This is a genomic window from Anabaenopsis sp. NIES-4685 (genome assembly GCF_059725405.1).
The window spans coordinates 1,693,946-1,718,283 of record NZ_AP043602.1; the positions used below are offsets into that span (position 1 = coordinate 1,693,946).

A 24,338-nucleotide genomic window follows, 5' to 3' on the forward strand; every position below is an offset into this window, starting at 1 on the left:
AATTCTATCATGGCTGGTATTCTTGCTGTAATTTTTGTACTACTTCTACAGATAATCCAGTAACTCGCGCGATCGCTTCTATTGTCATCCCTTCCCCTAGCTTAAGGGCTATTTCCTGTTTACCTTCCTGGATACCCAGATCGCTCAAGAATTGCGTGTACCACTGAACTTTGAAATCTCCAGACTACAATCTAAATGGGTATCTGTGTTTAATTTCCGTGTTTTGCGGTTTTCACTTTGGCGAATTGTCATACAGAATTACTATTAGATGTTCTTAAACTTGGCAATGAGTACAATAACCCCACCAAAACGATTAGACCCTCAATTGTGGCAAAAATTTCTCAAGCTAGCCAAACCCTACTGGTTTTCGGAAAAAAAATGGCAAGCTAGGGGATTACTAGGACTGTTGCTAGTCTTGGCACTAGCTGTTAATGGTATTAATGTCAGTATTAGCTTTATTTTCCGGAATGTTGATACTGCTTTGGCGACTTTTCCCCAAACGCAAGATACATCAACTTTTTGGCGATTTATTACCATTTATGCGGGGCTATTAGTCGTTGGTACTCCCATTGTTGTCATGTTTGGCTATCTGCAAGACAAGTTGGGTTTACAATGGCGGGAGTGGTTGACAAACCATTTTATTGATAAATACTTCCAAAATCGTGCTTATTACCAAATTAATTTTAATCAGAAAATTGATAACCCAGACCAGCGGATTGCTGAGGATATTAGAGCATTTACCCGGACTAGTTTATCTTTTTCATTACTGATTCTGACATCAGTTATTACTTTAATCTCTTTTACTGGGGTTTTATTATCTATTTCTGTTTCCCTATCGGTGGCTCTGGTCGTCTATGCTATCTTTGGGACTGTGGTAACCGCTTGGCTGGGTCAAAGGTTAATAGGCATTAATTTTAATCAACTCAAACGCGAGGCTGATTTTCGTTATGGTTTGGTTCATGTGCGGGATAACGCCGAATCCATCGCTTTTTACCAAGGTGAAACAGAAGAAATACTACAGCTTAAACAGCGTTTTTTACAGGCTATTCGTAACTTTGAGTTGTTGATCAATTGGCAACGGAATTTAGGCTTTTTTACTACCAGCTATAATTATTTTGTTTCAGCCCTTCCTTATTTGGTGATTGCACCAATTTACTTTGCGGGTGATACTGAATTTGGGACATTTACCCAAGCTGCGATCGCCTTTAGTCAGATTTTCCGGGCTTTATCTGTGGTAGTGAGTCAGTTTGAAAATTTAACAGCTTTTGCAGCGGGGATTGAACGGATGGGGGACTTAGCCGAAGTCCTGGAAACCACAAACCAAACCCCATCAGGAATGACGACTATTGATATCACAGAAGATTCTCACCTAGCGTTGCGTCGTGTGACCCTGTTGACCCCCAACTATGAACGCACTTTAGTTCGGGATTTACCATTCAGCTTACAACCGGGTGAGGGTCTGGTAATTGTGGGTCATAGTGGTAGTGGTAAGAGTTCCTTATTAAGGGCGATCGCCGGATTATGGAATGCGGGTACTGGTCAGATTATCCGTCCTGCTTTATCGGAGATCATGTTTTTACCCCAACGTCCTTATATGGTTTTGGGTTCCCTGCGCAGTCAGTTACTTTACCCCAACCCTGACAATGATATCAGCGAAAGTAAAATGCGCCATGTCTTAGAAGAGGTGAACTTAGCAGAGTTACCAGAAAGATTTGGAGGCTTTGAAATTGAGTTAGATTGGGCTAATGTTCTCTCCTTAGGTGAACAACAGCGCCTAGCCTTTGCGCGACTCCTACTAAGTAGGCCTAGCTATGTCATCCTAGATGAAGCTACAAGTGCGCTGGATTTAGCTAATGAGAAGAAGCTGTATGAACAACTTAAAGCCAAGGAAACCACATTAATTAGTGTGGGACACCGCCCCAGTTTGTTACAATATCATGAGTATGTATTAGAACTCGATGGCAGATCTAATTGGCGGTTTTTACCCATATCCGAATATACTCTTGATTTCAATGCTTTTAGTTAATTCTTAACCACTCCTGATGCACATTCACCTCAGACAAAATTAAAAATGTCTCAGGTGTTTTGATTGCGAAAAAACCCTGTTCAACAGCATTTGTGCTGTTGAACTATGGGTTAGATAGGAGTAAATCAACAAGGACTTATGATTCTACGTGTCCCTTTTGCGAGAAGAAGGGATTGGTGGAGATCACTACAGAGAATCTAGCAGCAATCTTCAAGTCATAGAGCAGAATTAACAGAAGTATCGGAATTACTACCGCAGTTAATGCTCTTGAAGTGTAGTAAAGCCTGGACTATAAAGCCCACAAGTCTTTTACAATCAATACTTTAACAAATAAAATCCCATTCATGTGGCCAAATTGGCGTTTTTTTTATCGTTACCGGATTAATCTCACCAATTTTCATACCCCAATTCTAAGAATAAAGAAAAATACTGCAATAATTCGTCAAAAAGTATTAATATAAACAGAATACCATTTGGCTTACGGCAGTAGCTACTGGTGATGTCATATTACTATCGCTGCATCCCACAACCTACCGGGGACAGTACTCATGATCTTGTTTGTCATCAGGCAGAAAAATGGGGCTGTCATTAGGCGAGCCTGTGGGCGACAGTAAACAAGCATTTATTTATACTATTACTTAGACCTTACTAATTACCCAGAAAACTTAAAATGTCTCCACTCGGTATCACTACCAGTCACTTAACCCATATCCTAAAAAAGGCAGAGGCAAAATTTTGGCTGTTGTTGGTAGGAGTAAACAAATACCAAGACAAGAGACTACCCTCACTACGCTACTCCGCTGTAGATTGTCAGGGTTTAGCCGCAGCTTTGAGCGACGCTAGCCAAGGACTGACCCAGACTAAGCAGAGGGTTTACCATGATTTATCCGAAATACCGACCCTCTCCACACTGCGGCGTAGCTTAAGTGAAATTACGGATGCTGCTCAACCACAGGACACAATTTTATTTTATTTTTCTGGACATGGGATGCTAGATCCCAATTCACAACAAGCATTTTTGTGTTTAGCAGATACTCAAACAGATGACTTACTCAACACAGGTTTAGCTTTACAGGAAGTGTTGCACCTGTTGGGAAATAGTCAGGCGCAAACTCAGTTAGTCTGGCTAGATGCTTGTCATAGCGGTAATCTCACATTCCGCAATTCCAGAAGTAATATAACTACAGCATCCTTACCCAACCCCACATCCCAGATGGTGGAATTATTACGCCAAAGAGCAAAACAGAGTAAAGGATTTTATGCCTTACTGTCCTGTGATACTAATCAACAATCCTGGGAGTTTACCGAACTGGGACATGGCGTATTTACTTATTACTTAATGCGTGGGTTGCGCGGTCAAGCGGCTGATCCCCAAGGATTAATTGATGCTGATGCACTTTATAGATATGTTTATCATCAAACCAGCCAATACATTGAAGACACTAATCAGCAATTACGACTGATTAATCAGCAAAACAAAAGTAGAGGCGACACTCATCTGTATTCGGAATATCCGCAGCAAACACCCAAGCGTATTGTAGAAGGAGTGGGGGAAGTAATTCTGGGATTAAAACCAGCCCTTGTAGAATCCCCCTCTCCCCGACAAGCATTAATAATCGAGGGACTAGCCACAAATCAGACCACCCTAGCTGTAAGTAAATTATTCCGGGGTGTGGGTGGTTTTGAGTTAGAGTATTGGACTGGCTCCATAGAAGCTAGCACTAAAGATTTACACTCTACTATTCAAACCTGTTTACAAACCACACAAGCAGCACCACCCAACCACCCGAGAGTTTTTTCTACAGTACTGTTATATTTACGTGGGCGACTCGAAGAAACTGAAGCTGGTGAACCGGCTTTAATTTTAGGAGAAAATACCCGACTGAGTCGTTCTTGGTTAAGACAAGAACTGAGGCGTTCAACTTATACTCAACAAATTATCATTTTAGATTGCCCCGGGGTAGCCAATGACAAGCCCTCCCTACAAGACTGGGTAGAAGATTTACAACTAGGATTTGATCAAGGACAATGTATAATTGCTGCGGCTTCACCTAAAAATCATCCCGAAAAATTTGCCCAAGCCCTCCACTCTACCTTAGAAGCAGCCCCACCCCAGGGTAGTTTATCAGCTGCGGCTTGGATTACCCAATTACAATTATTTTCTCAGCATGACTTACCTCTACATATTTGGCTATCTGGATCCCAAGGTGTAATTGAAATTATACCCACGGGCAATACAGGCACTCAATCAACAGCAGCTATTGATTTAGGGCTTTGTCCCTACCGGGGTTTACGGGCTTTTCGGGAAGAGGACGCTCAGTATTTTTACGGTAGAGAAGCTGTTGTAGAGCAGCTAATTAGTGAGTTGGGGCAAAAGTCATTTATTGCGGTTGTGGGAGCCTCCGGTAGTGGTAAATCTTCGGTAGTACAGGCGGGATTAATCGCTCAACTGCGACAAGGTAAACTATTACCAGGTAGTGAAGACTGGTGGATGAGAAGCTGTCGCCCTGGTGCAAATCCTCTGCTAGCTTTATCACAGCGCTTGCTAGATAGCGGTACGGAAAAAGAAAAAGCTTACCAGCAGGCGGAATTACAAGGGATGTTGTCCCAAGGGGTAGAAGGGTTTACCCAGTGGATAGCTCAACGCCCGGAACCAATGGTAATTTTGGTAGTAGACCAATTTGAAGAATTATTTACTCTTGCATCTGGTGAAGATAGACAACGCTTTTTAAAACTTGTCCTAGGCGCGCTGGAACTAATGCCAGATAAGTTTAAATTAATTATTACTTTGCGGGCTGATTTTATCGCCCCCTGTTTAGAAGTACCAGTATTGGTGAAGTTATTACAGCAGTCGAGTGTGCTGTTAACTCCCTGCTTGACGGAACAAGAATACCGACGTGTGATTATTAACCCAGGGCGACAAGTTGGTTTAACAGTGGAGGCGGAATTAGTCGAAGTGCTAGTACAAGAGTTACACCAATCACCGGGGAATTTACCACTGTTAGAATTTGTTCTCGAACAGTTGTGGGAATATCGCGAAAATGGTGCGATTACTTTACAAGCTTACCAACAGCATTTGGGCGGAATTAAAGGAGCTTTGGAAAGTAAAGCTCAAACAGTTTATACTAGTTTAGATGCGGAAGCTCAAGACTGCGCGCGGTGGATTTTTCTGTCCCTGACACAGTTGGGTGAGGGTACAGAAGATACTAGGCGACGGGTATTCAAATCTGAGCTAATTGTGCAAAAATACCCGGATGCATTGGTAGAAAGAACATTACAAGTGTTAATTGCTGCCAAGCTGGTGGTGGTGAATTTAGAAGAGGATGCAGGGGTGTGGGATGAGGTGAGAGCACAAGGTAAAATTTCGGACTCATCCCCCCGGTCTTCCCCTGTAACTATAGAAGTAGCTCACGAGGTGCTGATTCGCCATTGGTCAAAGTTGCGCTGGTGGTTGGAGGAAAATCGGGCGCTGTTGCGATCGCGTCGTCAAGTTGCCCAAGCAGCAGCTTTGTGGAAGAATAACAATCAACAGCCTGACTTTCTCTTACAAGGTGTTCGCCTTGCAGAAGCTGAAGAGATTTATCTCAATTACACCGATGAAATATCTGTTGATGTCCAAAGTTTTATTCAAGCTTGTTTAGTAGAAAGACAACGCCAACAACAAATAGAAAAAAATCGACTGCGAAAAGCTCAAAGAACAGTGGGGATTATGAGCATTCTGGGACTGACTGCTTTTGGTTTAGCTGTTTTAGCTTACCAACAAGGTCAAAAAGCCCAGTTACGAGAGATACAAGCCTTAAATGCTTTGTCACAAAACTTTCTGTTTTCCCATCAGGAGTTAGAAGCATTAGTCACGGGACTCGAAGCGGGTAGGGAAGTCCAAAAAAATACTTATGGGATCCCGAGTAATATTCAAGCTCAAACTGCAATCATCCTACAACAAGCACTTTATGGCACTCAAGAACGTCATCGGTTAACTCATGATTCCTGGGTGACTAGTGTTAGTTTTGCACCGGATGGTCAAATACTGGCCGCGGGTTATGCTGATCACAGCATTAAACTATGGAATCGTGATGGCAGTTTAATAGCAACTCTCACAGACCATCAGGGTGAAGTCAATAGCGTCAGTTTCTCACCGGATGGTCAAGTATTTGCTTCTGGTAGTAGTGATAATACCATTAAAATCTGGAGTCGTGATGGTAAGTTAATCACAACTCTCACAGATCATGAAGATGGTGTAAATAGCGTCAGTTTCTCACCGGATGGTGAGTTATTAATCAGTGGGAGTACTGACAAGACTGCCAAATTATGGAGCCGTGAGGGTAAATTGCTCCTCAATTTTAGAGAACATAGCCGAAGTATCAATAGCGTCAGCTTTGCACCAGAAGGTGATACCATTGCTTCAGCTAGTGATGATGGCACGGTGAAACTTTGGAGTTTGGATGGTCGTTTGTTATCAACCTTACCCGCAAGTACCAAAGAAGTCTTGGATGTCAGTTTTAGTCCCGATGGCCAAACAATTGCTTCTGCCACCAATGAATATACAATTAAACTCTGGAGTCGTGATGGTAATTTACTCAGAACTCTAGAAGGGCATACTCTGGGTGTCTGGCAAGTCAGGTTTTCTCCCGATGGTAAAATCATAGCATCTGTGAGCCGTGATCAAACTATTAAACTTTGGAGTCGTGCCGGTGACTTATTAGATACTTTACAAGGACATAGCCATGAGGTTAATAGTCTGAGTTTTAGCCCAGATAGCCGCACAATAGCGTCAGGTAGTGATGACAATACTATTAGATTATGGGAGTTGAGAAAAAATTTACCTAAAATTTTCTATGGTCATGAAGGTAGTGTGAATGAAATCAGCTTCACCGCTGATGGAAATACTATCACCTCCATGGGTGATGACAAAACTATGAGGGTCTGGAATTTGGACGGTCAATTACTGGAAACATTACCTTCCCCCATAGAAGATGTTACCAATGTTGGCTTGACTAAAGATCAAAATATAGCGGCCTTGGGACGTACAAACCACAGTATCGACATTCGCCAACGAGATGGGACTTTACTGCATACCCTGAAGGGACATAATAGTTGGATCACGAGTGTGAATTTCAGCCCTGATGATCAAATTCTGGCTTCTGCTAGTGTAGACAAAACTATTAAACTCTGGAGTCGCGACGGTCAGCTGCTACAAACTCTTTCCGGTCATAAGGGTTGGGTAACTCATGTCAAATTTAGCCCCGACGGTAAATTTATCGCCTCTGCTAGTGTGGACAAAACTATCAAACTCTGGGACTTAGAGGGTCGCCTGTTGAGCACTTTTTCAGGTCATAACGCTAGTATATGGAGGATTAATTTTGCTCCCGATGGCCAAACTATTGCTTCAGCTAGTGATGATAAAACTGTTAAACTGTGGAGGTTAGACGGTTCACTAGTTCACACCTTCCAGGGCCATACTGGTTTAGTACTTCAAGTTAGTTTCTCCCCCGATGGCAAAGTTTTGGCCTCAGCTAGCGATGATGGCACTATCAAACTCTGGAATATTAGTAATGCTATGTTGTTAAAAACCTTCTTTGCTCATAACCAGGGTGCTCACACCGTTAGTTTTAGTCCTGACGGTACTAAGCTAGCTTCTGCGGGTAGGGATGCCACTATTAAATTGTGGAACCTAGAGGAGGTAGAATTGCAAACATTGAAACTCAATGAACTGGTGAGCAATGCTTGCGATCGCCTGGGTGATTATCTCAAAACTAACCCTGATGTTACCACACAAGAGTATGAACTTTGTTTTGACTAGTAAATAGTGGGTAATGTAGGCTGTGTAGAAAAAATTGCTTAGGTTAGAATTGAGATCATGAACAGACGCTATTTTTTAGAGGCTAGTACCGCAATTGTCGGCACTGCAGTTTTATCACACAATTTATTTAACATCTTCTCTTGGGGGACTCCAAAACCATGACGACTTCTAAAAGCCAGTTTGCAATTACTAAACCTGAAGAAGAGTGGCGCAGTATTTTAACGCCGGAACAGTACCGCGTTTTACGAAAACATGGTACAGAACCCGCTTTTAGCAGCTCCCTAGATAAGCAATATGACGAGGGTACTTTTGTCTGTGCTGGGTGTGGACAAGCACTGTTTACATCTGATACTAAGTTTAACAGTGGTACTGGTTGGCCCAGCTTTTTCCAACCAATTGAAGGTGCGATCGCCACTACTGTAGATCGGTCATTTTTTATGACTAGAATCGAAGTACATTGTAGTAACTGTGGTGGACATCTAGGTCATGTGTTTGATGATCGTCGAACACCGACTGGTAAGCGCTATTGTATGAACGGTGTCGCCATGAATTTTGTCCCTGTTTAATGTGACCCTCCTCCCACATTCACACAGATCCCCGACTTCTAGCTAAAAATAATCAAATACATGAGATTCCAGTCAGATTCATCTGACTTTAGCTTTGAGACGGGGGTTTCTAACCCCCGGTTCCCCGTGTAGCATCAAACGCAATTTTTCAACCCAGGGCGATCTGCTTGTAGCAGCGCTTCGCGATCGCACCACAGATCCCCGACTTCTAGCTAAATTATCCTAGATTATCTCTAATAATGTGAGAAGTCGGGGATCTTACGCCCCTCCCACAGTCACACAGATCCCCGACTTCTAGCTAAAAATAATCAAATACATGAGATTCCAGTCAGATTCATCTGACTTTAGCTTTGAGACGGGGGTTTCTAACCCCCGGTTCCCCGTGTAGCATCAAACGCAATTTTTCAACCCAGGGCGATCTGCTTGTAGCAGCGCTTCGCGATCGCACCACAGATCCCCGACTTCTAGCTAAATTATCCTAGATTATCTCTAATAATGTGAGAAGTCGGGGATCTTACGCCCCTCCCACAGTCACACAGATCCCCGACTTCTAGCTAAAAATAATCAAATACATAAGATTCCAGTCAGATTCATCTGACTTTAGCTTTGAGACGGGGGTTTCTAACCCCCGGTTCCCCGTGTAGCATCAAACGCAATTTTTCAACCCAGGGCGATCTGCTTGTAGCAGCGCTTCGCGATCGCACCACAGATCCCCGACTTCTAGCTAAATTATCCTAGATTATCTCTAATAATGTGAGAAGTCGGGGATCTTACGCCCCTCCCACATTCACACAGATCCCCGACTTCTAGCTAAAAATAATCAAATACATAAGATTCCAGTCAGATTCATCTGACTTTAGCTTTGAGACGGGGGTTTCTAACCCCCGGTTCCCCGTGTAGCATCAAACGCAATTTTTCAACCCAGGGCGATCTGCTTGTAGCAGCGCTTCGCGATCGCACCACAGATCCCCGACTTCTAGCTAAATTATCCTAGAATATCTCTAATAATGTGAGAAGTCGGGGATATTACACCCCCTCCCACATTCACACAGATCCCCCACTTCTAGCTAAAAATAATCAAATACATGAGATTCCAGTCAGATTCATCTGACTTTAGCTTTGAGACGGGGGTTTCTAACCCCCGGTTCCCCGTGTAGCATCAAACGCAATTTTTCAACCCAGGGCGATCTGCTTGTAGCAGCGCTTCGCGATCGCCCCACAGATCCCCGACTTCTAGCTAAATTATCCTAGATTATCTCTAATAATGTGAGAAGTCGGGGATCTTACGCCCCCTCCCACATTCACACAGATCCCCCACTTATAGCTAAAAATAATCAAATACATAAGATTCCAGTCAGATTCATCTGACTTTAGCTTTGAGACGGGGGTTTCTAACCCCCGGTTCCCCGTGTAGCATCAAACGCAATTTTTCAACCCAGGGCGATCTGCTTACAACAGCGCTTCGCGATCGCACCACAGATCCCCGACTTCTAGCTAAATTATCCTAGAATATCTCTTGACCCCACACCCAGCCCTCACAGGGTAAAAGGTGGGGTATACGCAGTATTAAAAATTGTCACATCACCCAACCAACTATAGTATAATTTATCAATAGCAAATCCTTTACCCTGATTGCTCCCGTATCAACACCTACCATACAGCACCATGAATGCTATATCACAACAGTTGCAACCACTCATCAACAACCAAGACCCAAACAGTCGAGTTGAAGCACTACAGCAACTGTTAGGATATCCATTCAAACAACTTGACCCAGAGGGTTCACGGTTTTGGTATCTACACCCCGGTAAAAACCAGTTAGAAGCTCAGGAAACCTCCCCCATAGCAGTGGGATTTTATCCACAGCTTACAGCTATGACAGACACCGAGGCGAAGCAATTTTTCACCTCCCCAGCACAGCAACAAGAAATCTACGGTCATTATACTAACCGCATCTTTGAAGCCCAACCAGTCATGTATCTAATATTACCTAGTCCCCAATCATCAGGACCGGTAGCTTTTATACTTCCCACAGAAGGGGGGTTACGTCAAACACAGATCCAAACCTTTAACTGGGATGACAGTCAGTTAGTCGCAAGGTTAAAACGACTCACTCAACCTGAATTACCCATAGCAGTTGATAATTTAACCTCTACCCCCGTTCCCCTAGTAGAGTGGGTATTTTATGAACCTATTCAGACATCCAAGGAATTAACCCAACTCCTAGCTAAATCAGCGCGGGTAATTGAGCAAATCATCCCAGAAGTTTACCACCAAGAATCAGAAACCGGGTACTTACACAACCTACTCAAGAGCTTTCAACGGGAATTACTACCCTCATTAAAACTCAGTTCCGACAACGATAAAGATTACAGCTTTGCTGATATCTACGCTCAAACCATCGCCTATGCTTTATTTACGTCCAGGGTGTTTGGTTATGTCAAGGATAGAAAACAAGGACGCAATCAACAAACCCTGTTTGACAGAAAAACAGCTTGGGAACAGCTACCAGAAACCAATCCTTTCTTACGAAAACTCTTTGAAGACATATCACAGCGGACAGCTTCAGACTTAGGTGATGAGTTAATTGGGGCAATTGCAGAGATTTTTGGTATCCTCCGGGCTGCTAAAATGGAAGCGATTCTCAGTGACTTTGAGATGAAGATGAACCGGGAAGATATTGTGATTCGGTTCTATGAAGACTTTTTAGCAGCATATAAACCACAAATGCGGGAACGTCGGGGGGTGTACTACACACCGGAACCGGTGGTTTCTTATATGGTGCGGTCTGTAGATATCTTGGTACAGGAGAAATTTAATAAACCCTTGGGGTTAGCAGACCCAGAGGTAATGATTCTTGACCCTGCTTGTGGTACTGGGACATTCTTATTATGGATATGTCAATTAATTTATCAACGGTTTCAGGAGTCAGGGGAAACCATGACCGCAGGTTTAGTTGATCGGTCATGGTCTGGGTATGTTAAGGAGAGGTTATTACCGAGGATATTTGGTTTTGAGTTGTTAATGGCTCCCTATGCGATTTGTCATCTTAAATTGGGTTTGTTTTTGGAAGAGACGGGATATAAGTTTGATGGTGGGGTGCGGTAGGGGGTTTATTTAATTAATACCTTGGAGGATGTGAGGTTAAGGGAGGAAACCCAGCAGTTAAATTTGGCTATTCCCCAAATGGAAGAGTTAATCGCACAGGAAGCTGGGAATGGGTCAAGAGTTAAAAAACAGGAACCGATTATGGTGGTGATTGGTAATCCTCCTTATTCGGGACACTCGGAGAATAATAACCCTTGGATTAAAGAGTTAGTTAATGACTACTATTTTGTAGATGGTAGCCCATTGGGTGAGAAAAACCCGAAATGGTTACAGGATGATTATGTTAAGTTTATCAGGTTTGCTCAGTGGCGGATTGATGAAACTAATCAAGGTATTTTAGCTTTTGTAACTAATCATGGTTTCTTAGATAATCCTACTTTTAGGGGAATGCGTCAGCATTTAATTAAAAGTTTTGATGAAATTTACATTTATGATTTACATGGCAATAGTAAGAAGAAGGAGACGGGGATAGATGGAAGTAAGGATGAGAATGTTTTTGATATTCAGCAAGGGGTAAGCATTACTTTAGCGATTAAGGGAAAGGATAGATATATTAATCATGCTCATTTATATGGGTTAAGGTCAGATAAGTATAAAGCTTTAACTGAAAATACGGTTATGTCTACAGGTTTTCAGGTAATTAACGCCCAATCTCCTTTTTATCTATTGATTCCTCAAGATAGGGATTTGTTAGGGGAGTATGAGCAGTATTTTAAGATTACTGATATTATGGCTGTTAATTCTAATGGATTTAAAACTCATCGAGATCATTTTGCTATTGATTTTGAACTAGATAAAATATATCAAAGATTTAGCGAAATGCGAGATGAGAAACTTTTTGATGAGGAATACTCCCTGAAATATGATATAAAAGATAATCGAGATTGGGAATTAAAGGAAGCACGGAAAACAGTTAAAGCTGATAATAATTGGCAATCAAAAATCATTACCTGTTTATATCGTCCCTTTGATTGGCGTTACTGTTATTATAGTACAGTAGCAATGGATTATCCCAGGCGTGAATTGATTAATCATGTTGCAGGTAAGGATAATTTATGTTTAATAACGGTTCGTCAAGTAGCAGAAGGAATATTTAATCATGTTACTATAACTAATATACCAGCAGAATGTAGAATTACTTTAAGCAACAAAGGTGCTGCATATTGTTTCCCCCTCTACCTTTACCCCGACACAACCAAAGAGCAACAAAGCATAGAAGAAAAACGCCCTAACTTCTCACAAGACTTCCTCAACAAAATAGAACAAAACTTTGGTTACCTCCCCACACCAGAAACCATATTTTATTACATATACGCCATCTTCCACAGTCCCACCTACCGCACCCGTTACGCCGAATTTCTCAAAATCGACTTCCCCCGTGTTCCCCTCACCAGCAACAATGAGCTATTTTGTCAACTTGCAGAATATGGACAAGAACTAGTAGCACTACACCTGATGAAATCACCCCAATTAAATAACCTGATCACCCAATTTACAGAAAATGGCGGAGGTCAAATAGTAGATTCAGGATATCCTAAATATATTCAAGGTGCGGTAGTGATTAATAAAAAGGGGGATAAATTCACAGGGGTACCAGAACAGGTGTGGAACTTTTATATTGGTGGATATCAAGTTTGTCAAAAATGGCTCAAAGACCGCAAAGGACGCACCCTAAATCATGAAGATATTCTACATTATCAGCGTGTAGTGGTGGCGCTGCAAGAGACTATTAAGTTAATGCAGTTAATTGATCAGACTATTCCTAGTTTCCCTATTTAGAACCCCTCGCTACTCAGAGCGAAATGTGATCAAAATCAATATCCTCTGAGGCTATTTTCATGCTATCCATAAAATTATGACGAAAATTTATCACGCTCATTTATATGGTTTAAGGACAGATAAGTATAAAGCTCTAACAGAAAATACGGTTAAGTCTACAGATTTTCAGATAATTAACCCCCAATCTCCTTTTTATCTATTGATTCCTCAAGATAGGGATTTGTTAGCAGAGTATGACCAGTATTTTAAGATTACTGATATTATCCCTGTTAATGTGCTAGGCTTTCAAACTCATCGAGATCATTTGGCGCTTGATTTTGAACTAGATAAAATCTCTCAAAGATTTAACGAAATGCGAAATGAGAAACTTTCTGATGCGGAATACTCGCGGAAATATGATATAAAAGATAATCGAGATTGGCAATTAAAGGAAGCACGGAAAACAGTTAAAGCTGACAATAATTGGCAATCAAAAATCATTACCTGTTTATATCGTCCTTTTGATTGGCGTTACTGTTATTATAGTACCGCAATAATAGATCGACCCAGGGGTGAATTAATTAATCATGTTGTAGGTAAAGATAATTTATGTTTAATGTCTATTAGGCAAATGCAAGATCAAGTTATATATTCTCATGTACTTGTATCTAAAGTTCCAGCTATTGATAGAAGTTTTGCTTGTTCAAGAGGTGCTGCGTCAATATTCCCCCTCTACCTTTACCCGGACACAAATAAACCCCAAGAACTCCAACCAGAAAAACGCCCTAACTTTTCACAAGACTTTCTCAACAAAATAGAAACAAACCTTGGTTACCTCCCCACACCAGAAACCATATTTTATTACATATACGCCATCTTCCACAGTCCCACCTACCGCACCCGTTACGCCGAATTTCTCAAAATCGACTTCCCCCGTGTTCCCCTCACCAGCAACAATGAGCTATTTTGTCAACTTGCAGAATATGGACAAGAACTAGTAGCACTACACCTGATGAAATCACCCCAATTAAATAACCTGATCACCCAATTTACAGAAAATGGCGGAGGTCAAATAGTAGATTCAGGATATCCTAAATATATTCAAGGTGCGGTAGTGATTAATAAAAAGGGGGATAAATTCACAGGGGTACCAGAACAGGTGTGGAACTTTTATATTGGTGGATATCAAGTTTGTCAAAAATGGCTCAAAGACCGCAAAGGACGCACCCTAAATCATGAAGATATTCTACATTATCGGCGTGTAGTGGTGGCGTTGCAAGAGACTATTAAGTTAATGCAGTTAATTGATCAGACTATTCCTAGTTTCCCTGTGGTTTAGAATCCCAAAATCTCAGGATAGGCGCTGACCTGTCACTTGGCTGTTAAAATCAAAGAGGTTTGAGCATAAAGCTATGACGATTACAGCACAACCCACAACTATAGAAGAATTTTTACAATTGTCAGAAACAGAACCAGCTTCTGAATTGATTCATGGACACATTATACAGAAACCAATGCTTCAAGGGGAACATAGCCAACTACAGATTGAGCTATGCGAAACTATTAATCAAATTACTAAACCTCAGAAAATCGCTAAAGCTTTTCCAGAACTACGCTGTATTTTTGGTGGATTAGCAATTGTCCCAGATATAGCGGTATTTCGCTGGGAGCGCATCCCTAGGTTACCATCAGGACGCATCGCCAATCGGTTTGAAATCCATCCAGATTGGGTAATTGAAATTCTCTCTCCCGAACAGAAATATAAACAAGTTCTCAGTAAATTACTACATTGTGCTGAATATGGAACTGAGTTAGGTTGGTTAGTTGATAGTGAGGATGAAAGTATTTTAGTAGTAGATAGCGATCGCCGAGTTCAAGAACTTAAAAATAGCGATCGCCTACCAGTTATCACAGGGGTTGATTTAAAGATCACTGTTCAAGAAGTCTTTAGCTGGTTAAGTTTTTGACGATATCTAAGAGGATGTTTGATAAGTTTTCCACAGGTAATTTTTATCTTAGGGAACAGGGAACAGGGAACAGGGATTAGGGATTAGGGATTAGGGATTAGGGATTAGGGATTAGAGAACACACCGGAAGAAACAAAATCAAGTCCCATTCCCTTGTGAAGGGAATGGGGAGGGTGGGGGTAAAACAATATTTGATACACTAATCATACCTTTTAAAACATCATCTAACCCACAAATCAATCATTCACTATGCTAGATAACTTTATCCCCGAACTAATTCGCAAACAACGCCCCTACTACCTACCCCAAGGGAATCCCATCAAAGGAATTAATCATCAATATTGGCTGGTTTTCCAACATCGGGACGCTGATAACCCATTACATAACGTGATTAAATTCCTAGGTATGGGTAATCAAAACGCCACCCATAAACTTTTACGCATAGACCCTAAAACAGCTAAAGTATTTGAATATATCCCCATCAAAGAGGGAGATTTACCCAGCGTCACCCTATTGCGAACCTGTGAACTATCTATCCTGGAAAAATTCCTACATCAAGAAAGGGTGACCACAGAACCAGCTTTATTAGCAGGGAGCTTTTTAGAAGTTTCCGGTCGTCAACGTCGCTTTAGTCTCCCCCCTGACTTAGATAAATATCGGCAATTTTTCACTAATATTTTACAACGAACTAAAATTTACCGCCGTTCCACAGCTTACTTTGATAGCGGTGTTTTAAAACTATATCAAGAACCATTGGCCGCTATTGTGGAAACTGAGGGACAAATCCGGTTATTAATGGATTGGCAAGGTTTTACTAAACTAACAGATATTGCAGAATTAGACAAACTCTACAACCAGAGCGATCGCTACCAATTTATCCAACGCACCCTAGAAGAATTTCTCCAAGGTTTAGCAGAAGGCGATTTTACAGAAACAGAAATATTAGCAGAACTAGTCAGACTGGGATTTCTACAAATAAGACTAATTAAAATGGACTCAGGAAAAGCCCTCTACCACAAAAAAACGGGGATTTTCACTGACCAATTAGATCACCACATTCAACATGAGGGTTCAGATAATTTTACCCGTGCTGCACATTCCAGAAATGCAGAAAGTATGACTTTTCTCTACTCCTGGGATGAATTAGACGCAGAAACCATATTAGATAGTATTCAGCAATTTGATGGAGAATGGCAAGACCAGGAGTTAAGTTTTGACCTCAGTCAAGAATTTTTACAACAAGTATTAACAGAAAGACAACGCCGCCAAGAACAACAAAAACCAGTCATTGAGTCCATCACACCGGATAAATTCCCCAGCGGTGAAACTACAACTGTTGAAATTACAGGTCAAAATCTAGACCAAGTTACCGACATAGGAGTGACTGAGAATGAGTTGGTGAAGGTAAACATTCACAACCAGTCACCACAACAGATTATTGGTGAAGTTGAGGTAAACTCAGACCATCCCCCCATACCCTTAACTCAGTTCCAGGTCAAAACCCCCAGGGGAGTTTATCGCACTACACCTAAAAAACCCCCTGTAGTTAGCCAGTCTTTAGTAATTCCTGATTTTGAGGAAATACCAGGATTTAAATCAGCCATAGAAATGATTTTAGCTGGTAATCATGGTACACCGGATGACTTTCTTTACTGGTTAGCAAAAAAACGCCCCCAACAGTTCCGGGTACAAGGTAGTGACTTACTCGATGAATTATTAAATCAGGGTATATTATTTGAACACCAAAAAACAGGAGCGCAACACTGTCTAAGGGTAATGCAAGATTTTGGGGTTGCTGTGTGTGCGGATGCTGTAGGTTTGGGAAAAACTCGGTTAGCAGCTGCGGTGGGGAGATTATATCGACAACAACACCCCGATGCTAAAATCGCAATTATTGCAGCTAAAAAACTTTTACCCAACTGGAAACGGGAGTTAAAGGAGTTGGGTTTTGAGTCCCATGATTACGAACCCTACAATAAAAACTTGATGAGTCGTCAGGGTAGTAACTTTCTAGAAAACTTGGATCGTTATGGTGGTCCCTGATTTAATTATCATTGACGAAGCCCATGAGGGTATCCGCAATTATAATAACCGCATTCACAAAACCTGCTTGCAAATTCAAGACAACGACCGCAAGTTAGGTAAACAGCGTCATTTTCTGCTCTTAACTGCTACCCCCTGGAATAACCGCCGCGAGGACATTTATAATATTCTCTCACCTTTTATTAGTCGTCCTGAAGCTTTCCAAGATTTAAACTTACCCGCTGAGGTCACCGACTGGTTTACAAGAAGGGATACAGGGGTGAGGAACTTCACAGATAATACAGAGATATTTCGCCAAATCTACAAGGAACTGTTTCTGCAACGGACTAGAAAGATGTTGCGAGACTCCAGCAGCAATTTAAATGTATATGCTCAACGCATAGCCGAATGGTTGCCGGTACAGTTTGAAAATACCACGGAAGAAGCACTAGACCAAATTTTTACCCATTTTGAAACAAGTCTTTACATTCCCTTTGCTGACCCAATTCGTTATTTAACTAGTAATGTGGAACAGCGCGGCTTGTTAGGTAACCAGCACCGGTTTTTTCTCCAACGGGCTGAGTCTAGTATGTATGCTTTGAGCCAAACTATCAATAATTTTAGGCGACGGATTACACAAATGCAATCCCGTTTACAGTCTATTTCCCCGGACGCTGCGGGATTAAAGGAATTTTTATTAACTCACTACGAGTTTAATTTAAAGTCAACAGGTCAAACAGACCGGTTAAATTTAGATGATGATGAACGGGAAACCTGGGATGAGGAGTATGAGGAAGAGGAGGAAGCACAGGAGGAACAACCACAAAAGCGCCAACAGTTAAGACGTTCTATTGATAGAAACACGGTAGCTTTAGAGAATCAGCCTGATAGAGCTAGGCAAATCTATGACAAAATGTTAGCAGATTGTGACAACGATTTGCAACAACTCCAAGAAATTCAAACTCTACTCCAAGCTGAATTTGTCATTGACCACAAAAAGGAACAGGTCAGACAAAAAGTGAGGGAGTTGGTCAAGCTGGGTCATAAAGTATTGCTGATTTCTACTTTTAGCGATACGGTGATCGATTATTATCTTTATATGGCGCAAGATCAGGCGATCGCCTCCCAAGGTATAGGAATGCTGACCGGTTCTCCTAAACTATATTACCCCAATAATGCAGACAAACCCCAAAAAATTAGCCCTGGTCAAGCCAAACTACCCCAAGGACGAGAGGTAACTTTAACTCGTCAAGAAATATTTAAACTATTTGCTCCCGTTGCTAGTTGTCAAAATCCCACAGAATACCCCCAACCAGAAGCAAAAATTACAGTATTAATTGGTTCGGAAACCCTATCTGTGGGTCAAAATCTCCAAGATGCTGATTATTTAATTAATATTGATTTACCTTGGAACCCGATGATTTTAGAACAGAGAATCGGTAGGATTGACAGACCCAAAAAACACCAAGCTGCACATATTTATATTTACTATGCTAACAGCGAAAGTCAATTACTCAGACAAGCATCACGTCTGGCAAATCTCCATAAAAAACTAGTAGGAGAGTTAGTAGACCAGGATACTCAATTCATCGATCTAGAAACTAAACGCCATATCCCTACTATCTCCCATGTTAACAGTTTACGAGATTCAATTTATGGAGATACTTTATTTGATGATGAAATTCTACCAGGATATGTAGACTTTCTCCAGAGTTTAGTTAAAGCTAGAAAATTACAGCAGAACAATTTCCAAGAACAAGTTTATCAAAAACAAGCCACTCATCTGAGTTTTTACACAGAAAATGAGATTCTACACAGTGAGGAAATTAGTAAGCTATTAAAAAGATTAGGTGAAGACTACCAACCCAACCCCATAGTTATAGGTCGTCGTACTGGGGAGGTGAATGAACCCACAGGATTAGCTGTTTTAAGTTTAGCATATTTCGGCCCCAATGGTGAACCTATTGCTGAAAAACAGCAAACCCTATTTTGGAACGACCAAACGGGAGAAAAAGACGGTTATGGTCTGGCGATCGCCTCGGCGATGAAAACCCCAGTCATTAGTAATACTTTTTCCGTCAACAGTGTACTATCATCTGCCCAGTCAATATACCAAGAGCTAGTAAAATTAAAACATCAATACATTGCCGAACTACAACAGCCAGAAAACCTAACCACCTTAAATAATAGCTCCGAACGCATTAATAAAATCCAGCGCCGCTTGAGAAATATTCCCCCCAGGGAAATTTAACCCCGACCTTGATTAAGAATACCCTCAGAAAACTCAGTTATCACAAGTCCATGAGTGATGTACAAAAACTGCTGATAAATTATACAGAGGGTAGTAAAGCCCGTTTAGATGATGATCAATTTGTCACCCAATTAGTGGAAGACACAGACAACCTAAGTTTACTGCTTCTGGAAGGAATTAAACCCACTAGTCTCAGTATTTCTGTGTCAGCGTTATTATTGAGAATATAAGATTTAATTAATACTAATGGACAGCAACAGGAAATCTACGGTCATTATACTAACCGCATCTTTGAAGCCCAACCTGTCATGTATTTACTGTTACCTAGTCCCCAGGTATGAGGACGGGTAGCTTTTATACTTCCCACAGAAGGGGGGTTACGTCAAAAACAGATCCAAACCTTTAACTGGGATGACCATCAGTGAGTAGTAAGGTTAAAAAGACTCACTCGCGATCGCCACCCTGATACTTACCCATTTAACTAACTTCCCAATCTTCAAACTTTAACCCGTCAATTCTGCCAAACTCTCTTACATTATGAGTTACCAATATTAAATTATTCACCAAAGCAATAGCAGCAATTTGTAAATCATTTAGACCAATAGGAGTGCCAATTTTAGCTAAATCAGCCCGAATTTGTCCATAAACTTCCGCACAGGAATCATCAAAAGGTAAAGATACAAACTGCTGTAAAAATGATTTTTGAATCTTCAAAGCTTTTCCAGGGTTATTACTTCGCCTTGACCCATAAAATAACTCAGCCTTCACCACAGAACAAACCGCAACTTTTTCAGGTTCTAAATTATCGAGATGATGATTAATACTCAATGACCTACCTTTGAGATACATAATACAAACATTTGTATCTAGTAAATAAACTAAAGAATTATTATTCATCAAACACGCCAATTAAATCATCATCCGTATCTTCATAAATTCCTTGTTCATCAACATTAAAATCAATATCCGCACAAGCACCAGATAAATTGAGGATTCCTTTAGTATGAAGCATATTTTTTTGTTTTAAAAATTCCTTTAATTCTGCCTCAGAGAAAAAGTTAAGCATCTCCTTCATTTCCTGAAAATCAATTAAACCTTCCCGCAAAGCGTCTAAGACAAGATTGGCAATGATTTTTTGTGGTAAATTAACCCATTCATTTTGAATTTTATCTGTTAAATTATCTGGTAAATCTATGGTGATTTGCATAATTATAAAATCTCCCTAATCTGTTTTTTATTGTACAGCATATTTCCAGTAGGACTTACGCAACTGGTACAGGCGATCGCATGATTCATACTTGGATTCAGCAACGCCTATTCTTTGTTTCCCTATTTAGAACCCCACCCCAACCCCCCTGGGTGGCGATCTGCTTACAGCAGCGCTTCGCGATCGCCCCACAGATCCCCGACTTCTAGCTAAATTATCCTAGAATATCTCTTGACCCCACACCCAGCCCTCACAGGGTAAAAGGTGGGGTATACGCAGTATTAAAAATTGTAACATCACTCAACCAACTATAGTATAATTTATCAATATCAAATCTTTTACCCTGATTGCTCCCGTATCAACACCTACCATACAGCACCATGAATGCTATATCACAACAGTTGCAACCACTCATCAACCACCAAGACCCAAACAGTCGAGTTGAAGCACTACAGCAACTGTTAGGATATCCATTCAAACAACTTGACCCAGAAGGTTCACGGTTTTGGTATCTACACCCCGGTAAAAACCAGTTAGAAGCTCAGGAAACCTCCCCCATAGCAGTGGGATTTTATCCACAGCTTACAGGGATGACAGACACCGAGGCGAAGCAGTTTTTCACCTCCCCAGCACAGCAACAAGAAATCTACGGTCATTATACTAACCGCATCTTTGAAGCCCAACCAGTCATGTATCTACTGTTACCCAGCCCTGAATCATCAGGACCGGTAGCTTTTATACTTCCCACAGAAGGGGGGTTACGTCAAACACAGATCCAAACCTTTAACTGGGATGATAGTCAGTTAGTCGCAAGGTTAAAACGACTCACTCAAAGTGAATTACCCATAGCAGTTGATAATTTAACCTCTACCCCCGTTCCCCTAGTAGAGTGGGTATTTTATGAACCTATTCAGACATCTCAGGAATTAGCTCAACTCTTAGCTAAATCAGCGCGGGTAATTGAGCAAATCATCCCAGAAGTTTACCACCAAGAATCAGAAACCGGGTACTTACACAACCTACTTAAGAGCTTTCAACGGGAATTACTACCCTCATTAAAACTTAGTTCTGACAACGACAAAGATTACAGCTTTGCTGATATCTACGCTCAAACCATCGCCTATGCTTTATTTACGTCCAGGGTGTTTGGTTATGTCAAGGATAGAAAACAAGGACGCAATCAACAAACCCTGTTTGACAGAAAAACAGCTTGGGAACAGCTACCAGAAACCAATCCTTTCTTACGAAAACTATTTGAAGACATATCACAGCGGACAGCTTCAGACTTAGGTAATGAGTTAATTGGGGCAATTGCAGAGATTTTTGGTGTCCTCCGGGCTGCTAAAATGGAAGCGATTCTCAGTGACTTTGAGATGAAGATGAACCGGGAAGATATTGTAATTCGGTTCTATGAAGACTTTTTAGCAGCATATAAACCACAAATGCGGGAACGTCGGGGGGTGTACTACACACCGGAACCGGTGGTTTCTTATATGGTGCGGTCTGTAGATATCTTGGTACAGGAGAAATTTAATAAACCCTTGGGGTTAGCAGACCCAGAGGTAATGATTCTTGACCCTGCTTGTGGTACTGGGACATTCTTATTATGGATATGTGAATTAATTTATCAACGGTTTCAGGAGTCACCAGAAGCACTTACGGAAGGTTTAGCTGATAAGTCTTGGTCTGGGTACGTCAAGGAAAGGTTATTACCGAGGATATTTGGTTTTGAGTTGTTAATGGCTCCCTATGCAATTTGTCATCTTAAATTGGGTTTGTTTTTGGAAGAGACGGGATATAAGTTTGATGGTGGGGTGCGGTTGGGGGTTTATTTAATTAATACCTTGGAGGATGTGAGGTTAAGGGAGGAAACCCAGCAGTTAAATTTGGGTATTCCCCAAATGGAAGAGTTAATCGCACAGGAAGCAGGGAATGGGTCAAGGGTTAAAAAACAGGAACCGATTATGGTGGTGATTGGTAATCCTCCTTATTCGGGACACTCGGAAAATAATAACCCTTGGATTAAAGAGTTAGTTAATGACTACTATTTTGTAGATGGTAAACCATTGGGTGAGAAAAACCCGAAATGGTTACAGGATGATTATGTCAAGTTTATCAGGTTTGCACAATGGCGCATTGATGAAAGCAAAAGAGGGATATTAGGATTTATTAGTAATCATGGTTTCTTAGATAATCCTACTTTTAGGGGAATGCGTCAGCATTTGATTAAAAGTTTTGATGAAATTTACATTTATGATTTACATGGGAATAGTAAGAAGAAAGAGACGGGGATAGATGGAAGTAAGGATGAGAATGTTTTTGATATTCAGCAAGGGGTAAGTATTACTTTAGCTATTAAGGGAGAGGATAGATATATTAATCATGCTCATTTATATGGTTTAAGGTCAGATAAGTATCAGGTGTTAACGGAAAATACGGTTAAGTCTACAGATTTTCAGGTAATTAACGCCCAATCCCCTTTTTATCTATTGATTCCTCAAGATAGGGATTTGTTAGGGGAGTATGAGCAGTATTTTAAGATTACTGATATTATGGCTGTTAATTCTGTAGGTATTGTCACAGCTAGAGATAAGTTAACCATTCAAGATACAAAGGCAGAAGTATGGAATCTTGTTAATGAGTTTATCAGTCTAGATGTGGAATCTGCAAGAGAAAAATATGATTTAGGTAAAGATTCCAGAGATTGGAAAGTTAATTTAGCTCAAGAAGATATTCAAAATAGTAAGATTAATCAAGATAATATAACCCCTATTTTATATAGACCTTTTGATGTTAAGTATACTTATTATACAGGAAAAAGTAGAGGTTTTCTTTGTATGCCTCGCCCTGAAGTGATGAAACATATGTTATTAGGTGAGAATTTGGGATTAGTTACTGTTCGTCAACAATCTCAAAACACTATTTGGAACTTGTGCTATTTAGGTAATCAAATCATAGAGAGTTGTGTTGTTTCAAATAAAACAAGAGAAATTAATTATATATTCCCCCTCTACCTTTACCCCGACAAAACCAACCCCCAAGAACTCCAACAACAAAAACGCCCCAACTTCTCACAAGACTTCCTCAAGAAAATAGAACAAAACCTGGGTTACCTCCCCACACCAGAAACCATATTTTATTACATATACGCCATCTTCCACAGTCCCACCTACCGCACCCGTTACGCCGAATTTCTCAAAATCGACTTCCCCCGCGTCCCCCTCACCAGCAACAATGAGCTATTTTGTCAACTTGCAGAATATGGACAAGAACTAGTAGCACTACACCTGATGAAATCACCCCAATTAAATAACCTCATCACCAATTTTACAGAAAATGGCGGAAGTCAAATAGTAGATTCAGGATATCCTAAATATATTCAAGGTGCGGTAGTGATTAATAAAAAGGGGGATAAATTCACAGGGGTACCAGAGCAAGTATGGAACTTTTATATTGGTGGTTATCAAGTTTGTCAAAAATGGCTCAAAGACCGCAAAGGACGCACCCTAAATCATGAAGATATTCTACATTATCAGCGTGTAGTCGTGGCGCTGCAAGAAACCATTAAATTAATGCAGTTAATTGATCAGACTATTCCTAGTTTCCCTATGGTTTAGAACCCCACCCCCAGGG

14 protein-coding genes and 1 pseudogene are annotated in these 24,338 nt (G+C 40.9%); 12 read left to right on the forward strand and 3 right to left on the reverse strand.

The window, feature by feature from the left end:
* Window positions 1-7: 7 nt before the first annotated feature.
* Window positions 8-148 (reverse strand): hypothetical protein, encoded by a 141-nt coding sequence (locus AC6IZ0_RS07425; RefSeq protein WP_271734177.1) that lies wholly within the window; start codon window positions 146-148, stop codon window positions 8-10.
* A 138-nt stretch (window positions 149-286) separates the two neighbouring features.
* On the opposite strand from AC6IZ0_RS07425, the gene AC6IZ0_RS07430 reads away from it, so the two are divergent.
* The 10 genes and pseudogenes from AC6IZ0_RS07430 (at window position 287) to AC6IZ0_RS07475 (ending at window position 19,728) form a co-directional block, all read left to right on the forward strand.
* A complete protein-coding gene (locus AC6IZ0_RS07430) occupies window positions 287-2,026 on the forward strand; it encodes an ABC transporter ATP-binding protein/permease (RefSeq protein WP_497725633.1) in 1,740 nt (579 codons plus the stop codon).
* Window positions 2,027-2,696: 670 nt separating this feature from the next.
* Complete coding sequence (locus tag AC6IZ0_RS07435; protein ID WP_497725634.1) at window positions 2,697-7,826, forward strand: nSTAND1 domain-containing NTPase; 5,130 nt, start codon at window positions 2,697-2,699, stop codon at window positions 7,824-7,826.
* A gap of 57 nt (window positions 7,827-7,883) precedes the next feature.
* Window positions 7,884-8,392, forward strand: a pseudogene (msrB, locus tag AC6IZ0_RS07440) (peptide-methionine (R)-S-oxide reductase MsrB).
* 1,665 nt (window positions 8,393-10,057) lie between these two features.
* Complete coding sequence (locus AC6IZ0_RS07445; RefSeq protein WP_497725635.1) at window positions 10,058-11,500, forward strand: N-6 DNA methylase; 1,443 nt, start codon at window positions 10,058-10,060, stop codon at window positions 11,498-11,500.
* 30 nt (window positions 11,501-11,530) lie between these two features.
* Window positions 11,531-13,279, forward strand: a complete 1,749-nt coding sequence (locus AC6IZ0_RS07450; protein WP_497725636.1) for a type ISP restriction/modification enzyme — start codon at window positions 11,531-11,533, stop codon at window positions 13,277-13,279.
* A 76-nt stretch (window positions 13,280-13,355) separates the two neighbouring features.
* Window positions 13,356-14,597, forward strand: coding sequence for a type ISP restriction/modification enzyme (locus AC6IZ0_RS07455; protein ID WP_497725637.1), 1,242 nt, complete (start codon window positions 13,356-13,358; stop codon window positions 14,595-14,597).
* 73 nt (window positions 14,598-14,670) lie between these two features.
* Window positions 14,671-15,225, forward strand: coding sequence for a Uma2 family endonuclease (locus AC6IZ0_RS07460; protein ID WP_497725638.1), 555 nt, complete (start codon window positions 14,671-14,673; stop codon window positions 15,223-15,225).
* A gap of 249 nt (window positions 15,226-15,474) precedes the next feature.
* Window positions 15,475-17,268 (forward strand): IPT/TIG domain-containing protein, encoded by a 1,794-nt coding sequence (locus tag AC6IZ0_RS07465; protein ID WP_497725639.1) that lies wholly within the window; start codon window positions 15,475-15,477, stop codon window positions 17,266-17,268.
* A complete protein-coding gene (locus AC6IZ0_RS07470; protein WP_497725640.1) occupies window positions 17,255-19,498 on the forward strand; it encodes a helicase-related protein in 2,244 nt (747 codons plus the stop codon). The genes AC6IZ0_RS07465 and AC6IZ0_RS07470 overlap by 14 nt, the downstream gene beginning before the upstream one ends.
* Before the next feature lie 50 nt (window positions 19,499-19,548).
* Window positions 19,549-19,728 carry a hypothetical protein gene (locus AC6IZ0_RS07475; protein ID WP_497725642.1) on the forward strand — a complete coding sequence of 60 codons (180 nt, stop codon included), beginning with the start codon at window positions 19,549-19,551 and terminating at the stop codon, window positions 19,726-19,728.
* A gap of 247 nt (window positions 19,729-19,975) precedes the next feature.
* Here AC6IZ0_RS07475 and vapC read toward each other — a convergent pair whose 3' ends face one another.
* Window positions 19,976-20,395 carry a type II toxin-antitoxin system tRNA(fMet)-specific endonuclease VapC gene (gene vapC, locus AC6IZ0_RS07480; RefSeq protein WP_497725643.1) on the reverse strand — a complete coding sequence of 140 codons (420 nt, stop codon included), beginning with the start codon at window positions 20,393-20,395 and terminating at the stop codon, window positions 19,976-19,978.
* Window positions 20,388-20,705, reverse strand: a complete 318-nt coding sequence (locus tag AC6IZ0_RS07485) for a UPF0175 family protein (RefSeq protein WP_280791583.1) — start codon at window positions 20,703-20,705, stop codon at window positions 20,388-20,390. Before AC6IZ0_RS07485 ends, vapC begins: the two co-directional genes overlap by 8 nt.
* Window positions 20,706-20,785: 80 nt before the next feature.
* Between AC6IZ0_RS07485 and AC6IZ0_RS07490 the strand changes: the two genes are divergently transcribed.
* Together AC6IZ0_RS07490 and AC6IZ0_RS07495 are read left to right on the forward strand one after the other, a co-directional pair.
* Window positions 20,786-20,914: a hypothetical protein gene (locus AC6IZ0_RS07490; protein WP_271730904.1), complete on the forward strand. Its 129-nt coding sequence runs from the start codon at window positions 20,786-20,788 to the stop codon at window positions 20,912-20,914.
* 171 nt (window positions 20,915-21,085) lie between these two features.
* Window positions 21,086-24,322: a type ISP restriction/modification enzyme gene (locus tag AC6IZ0_RS07495; protein ID WP_497725645.1), complete on the forward strand. Its 3,237-nt coding sequence runs from the start codon at window positions 21,086-21,088 to the stop codon at window positions 24,320-24,322.
* Window positions 24,323-24,338 lie beyond the last annotated feature (16 nt).

Excerpts from the sequence above, each read along its gene's own strand:
- AC6IZ0_RS07455 (WP_497725637.1), top strand. The coding sequence starts at position 13,356 with ATGACGAAAATTTATCACGCTCATTTATATGGTTTAAGGACAGATAAG.
- AC6IZ0_RS07485 (WP_280791583.1), bottom strand. The coding sequence starts at position 20,705 with ATGCAAATCACCATAGATTTACCAGATAATTTAACAGATAAAATTCAA.
- AC6IZ0_RS07470 (WP_497725640.1), top strand. The coding sequence starts at position 17,255 with ATGGTGGTCCCTGATTTAATTATCATTGACGAAGCCCATGAGGGTATC.
- AC6IZ0_RS07475 (WP_497725642.1), top strand. The coding sequence starts at position 19,549 with ATGAGTGATGTACAAAAACTGCTGATAAATTATACAGAGGGTAGTAAA.
- AC6IZ0_RS07430 (WP_497725633.1), top strand. The coding sequence starts at position 287 with ATGAGTACAATAACCCCACCAAAACGATTAGACCCTCAATTGTGGCAA.
- AC6IZ0_RS07465 (WP_497725639.1), top strand. The coding sequence starts at position 15,475 with ATGCTAGATAACTTTATCCCCGAACTAATTCGCAAACAACGCCCCTAC.
- AC6IZ0_RS07460 (WP_497725638.1), top strand. The coding sequence starts at position 14,671 with ATGACGATTACAGCACAACCCACAACTATAGAAGAATTTTTACAATTG.
- AC6IZ0_RS07495 (WP_497725645.1), top strand. The coding sequence starts at position 21,086 with ATGAATGCTATATCACAACAGTTGCAACCACTCATCAACCACCAAGAC.
- AC6IZ0_RS07445 (WP_497725635.1), top strand. The coding sequence starts at position 10,058 with ATGAATGCTATATCACAACAGTTGCAACCACTCATCAACAACCAAGAC.
- AC6IZ0_RS07490 (WP_271730904.1), top strand. The coding sequence starts at position 20,786 with ATGATTCATACTTGGATTCAGCAACGCCTATTCTTTGTTTCCCTATTT.
- vapC (WP_497725643.1), bottom strand. The coding sequence starts at position 20,395 with ATGAATAATAATTCTTTAGTTTATTTACTAGATACAAATGTTTGTATT.
- AC6IZ0_RS07435 (WP_497725634.1), top strand. The coding sequence starts at position 2,697 with ATGTCTCCACTCGGTATCACTACCAGTCACTTAACCCATATCCTAAAA.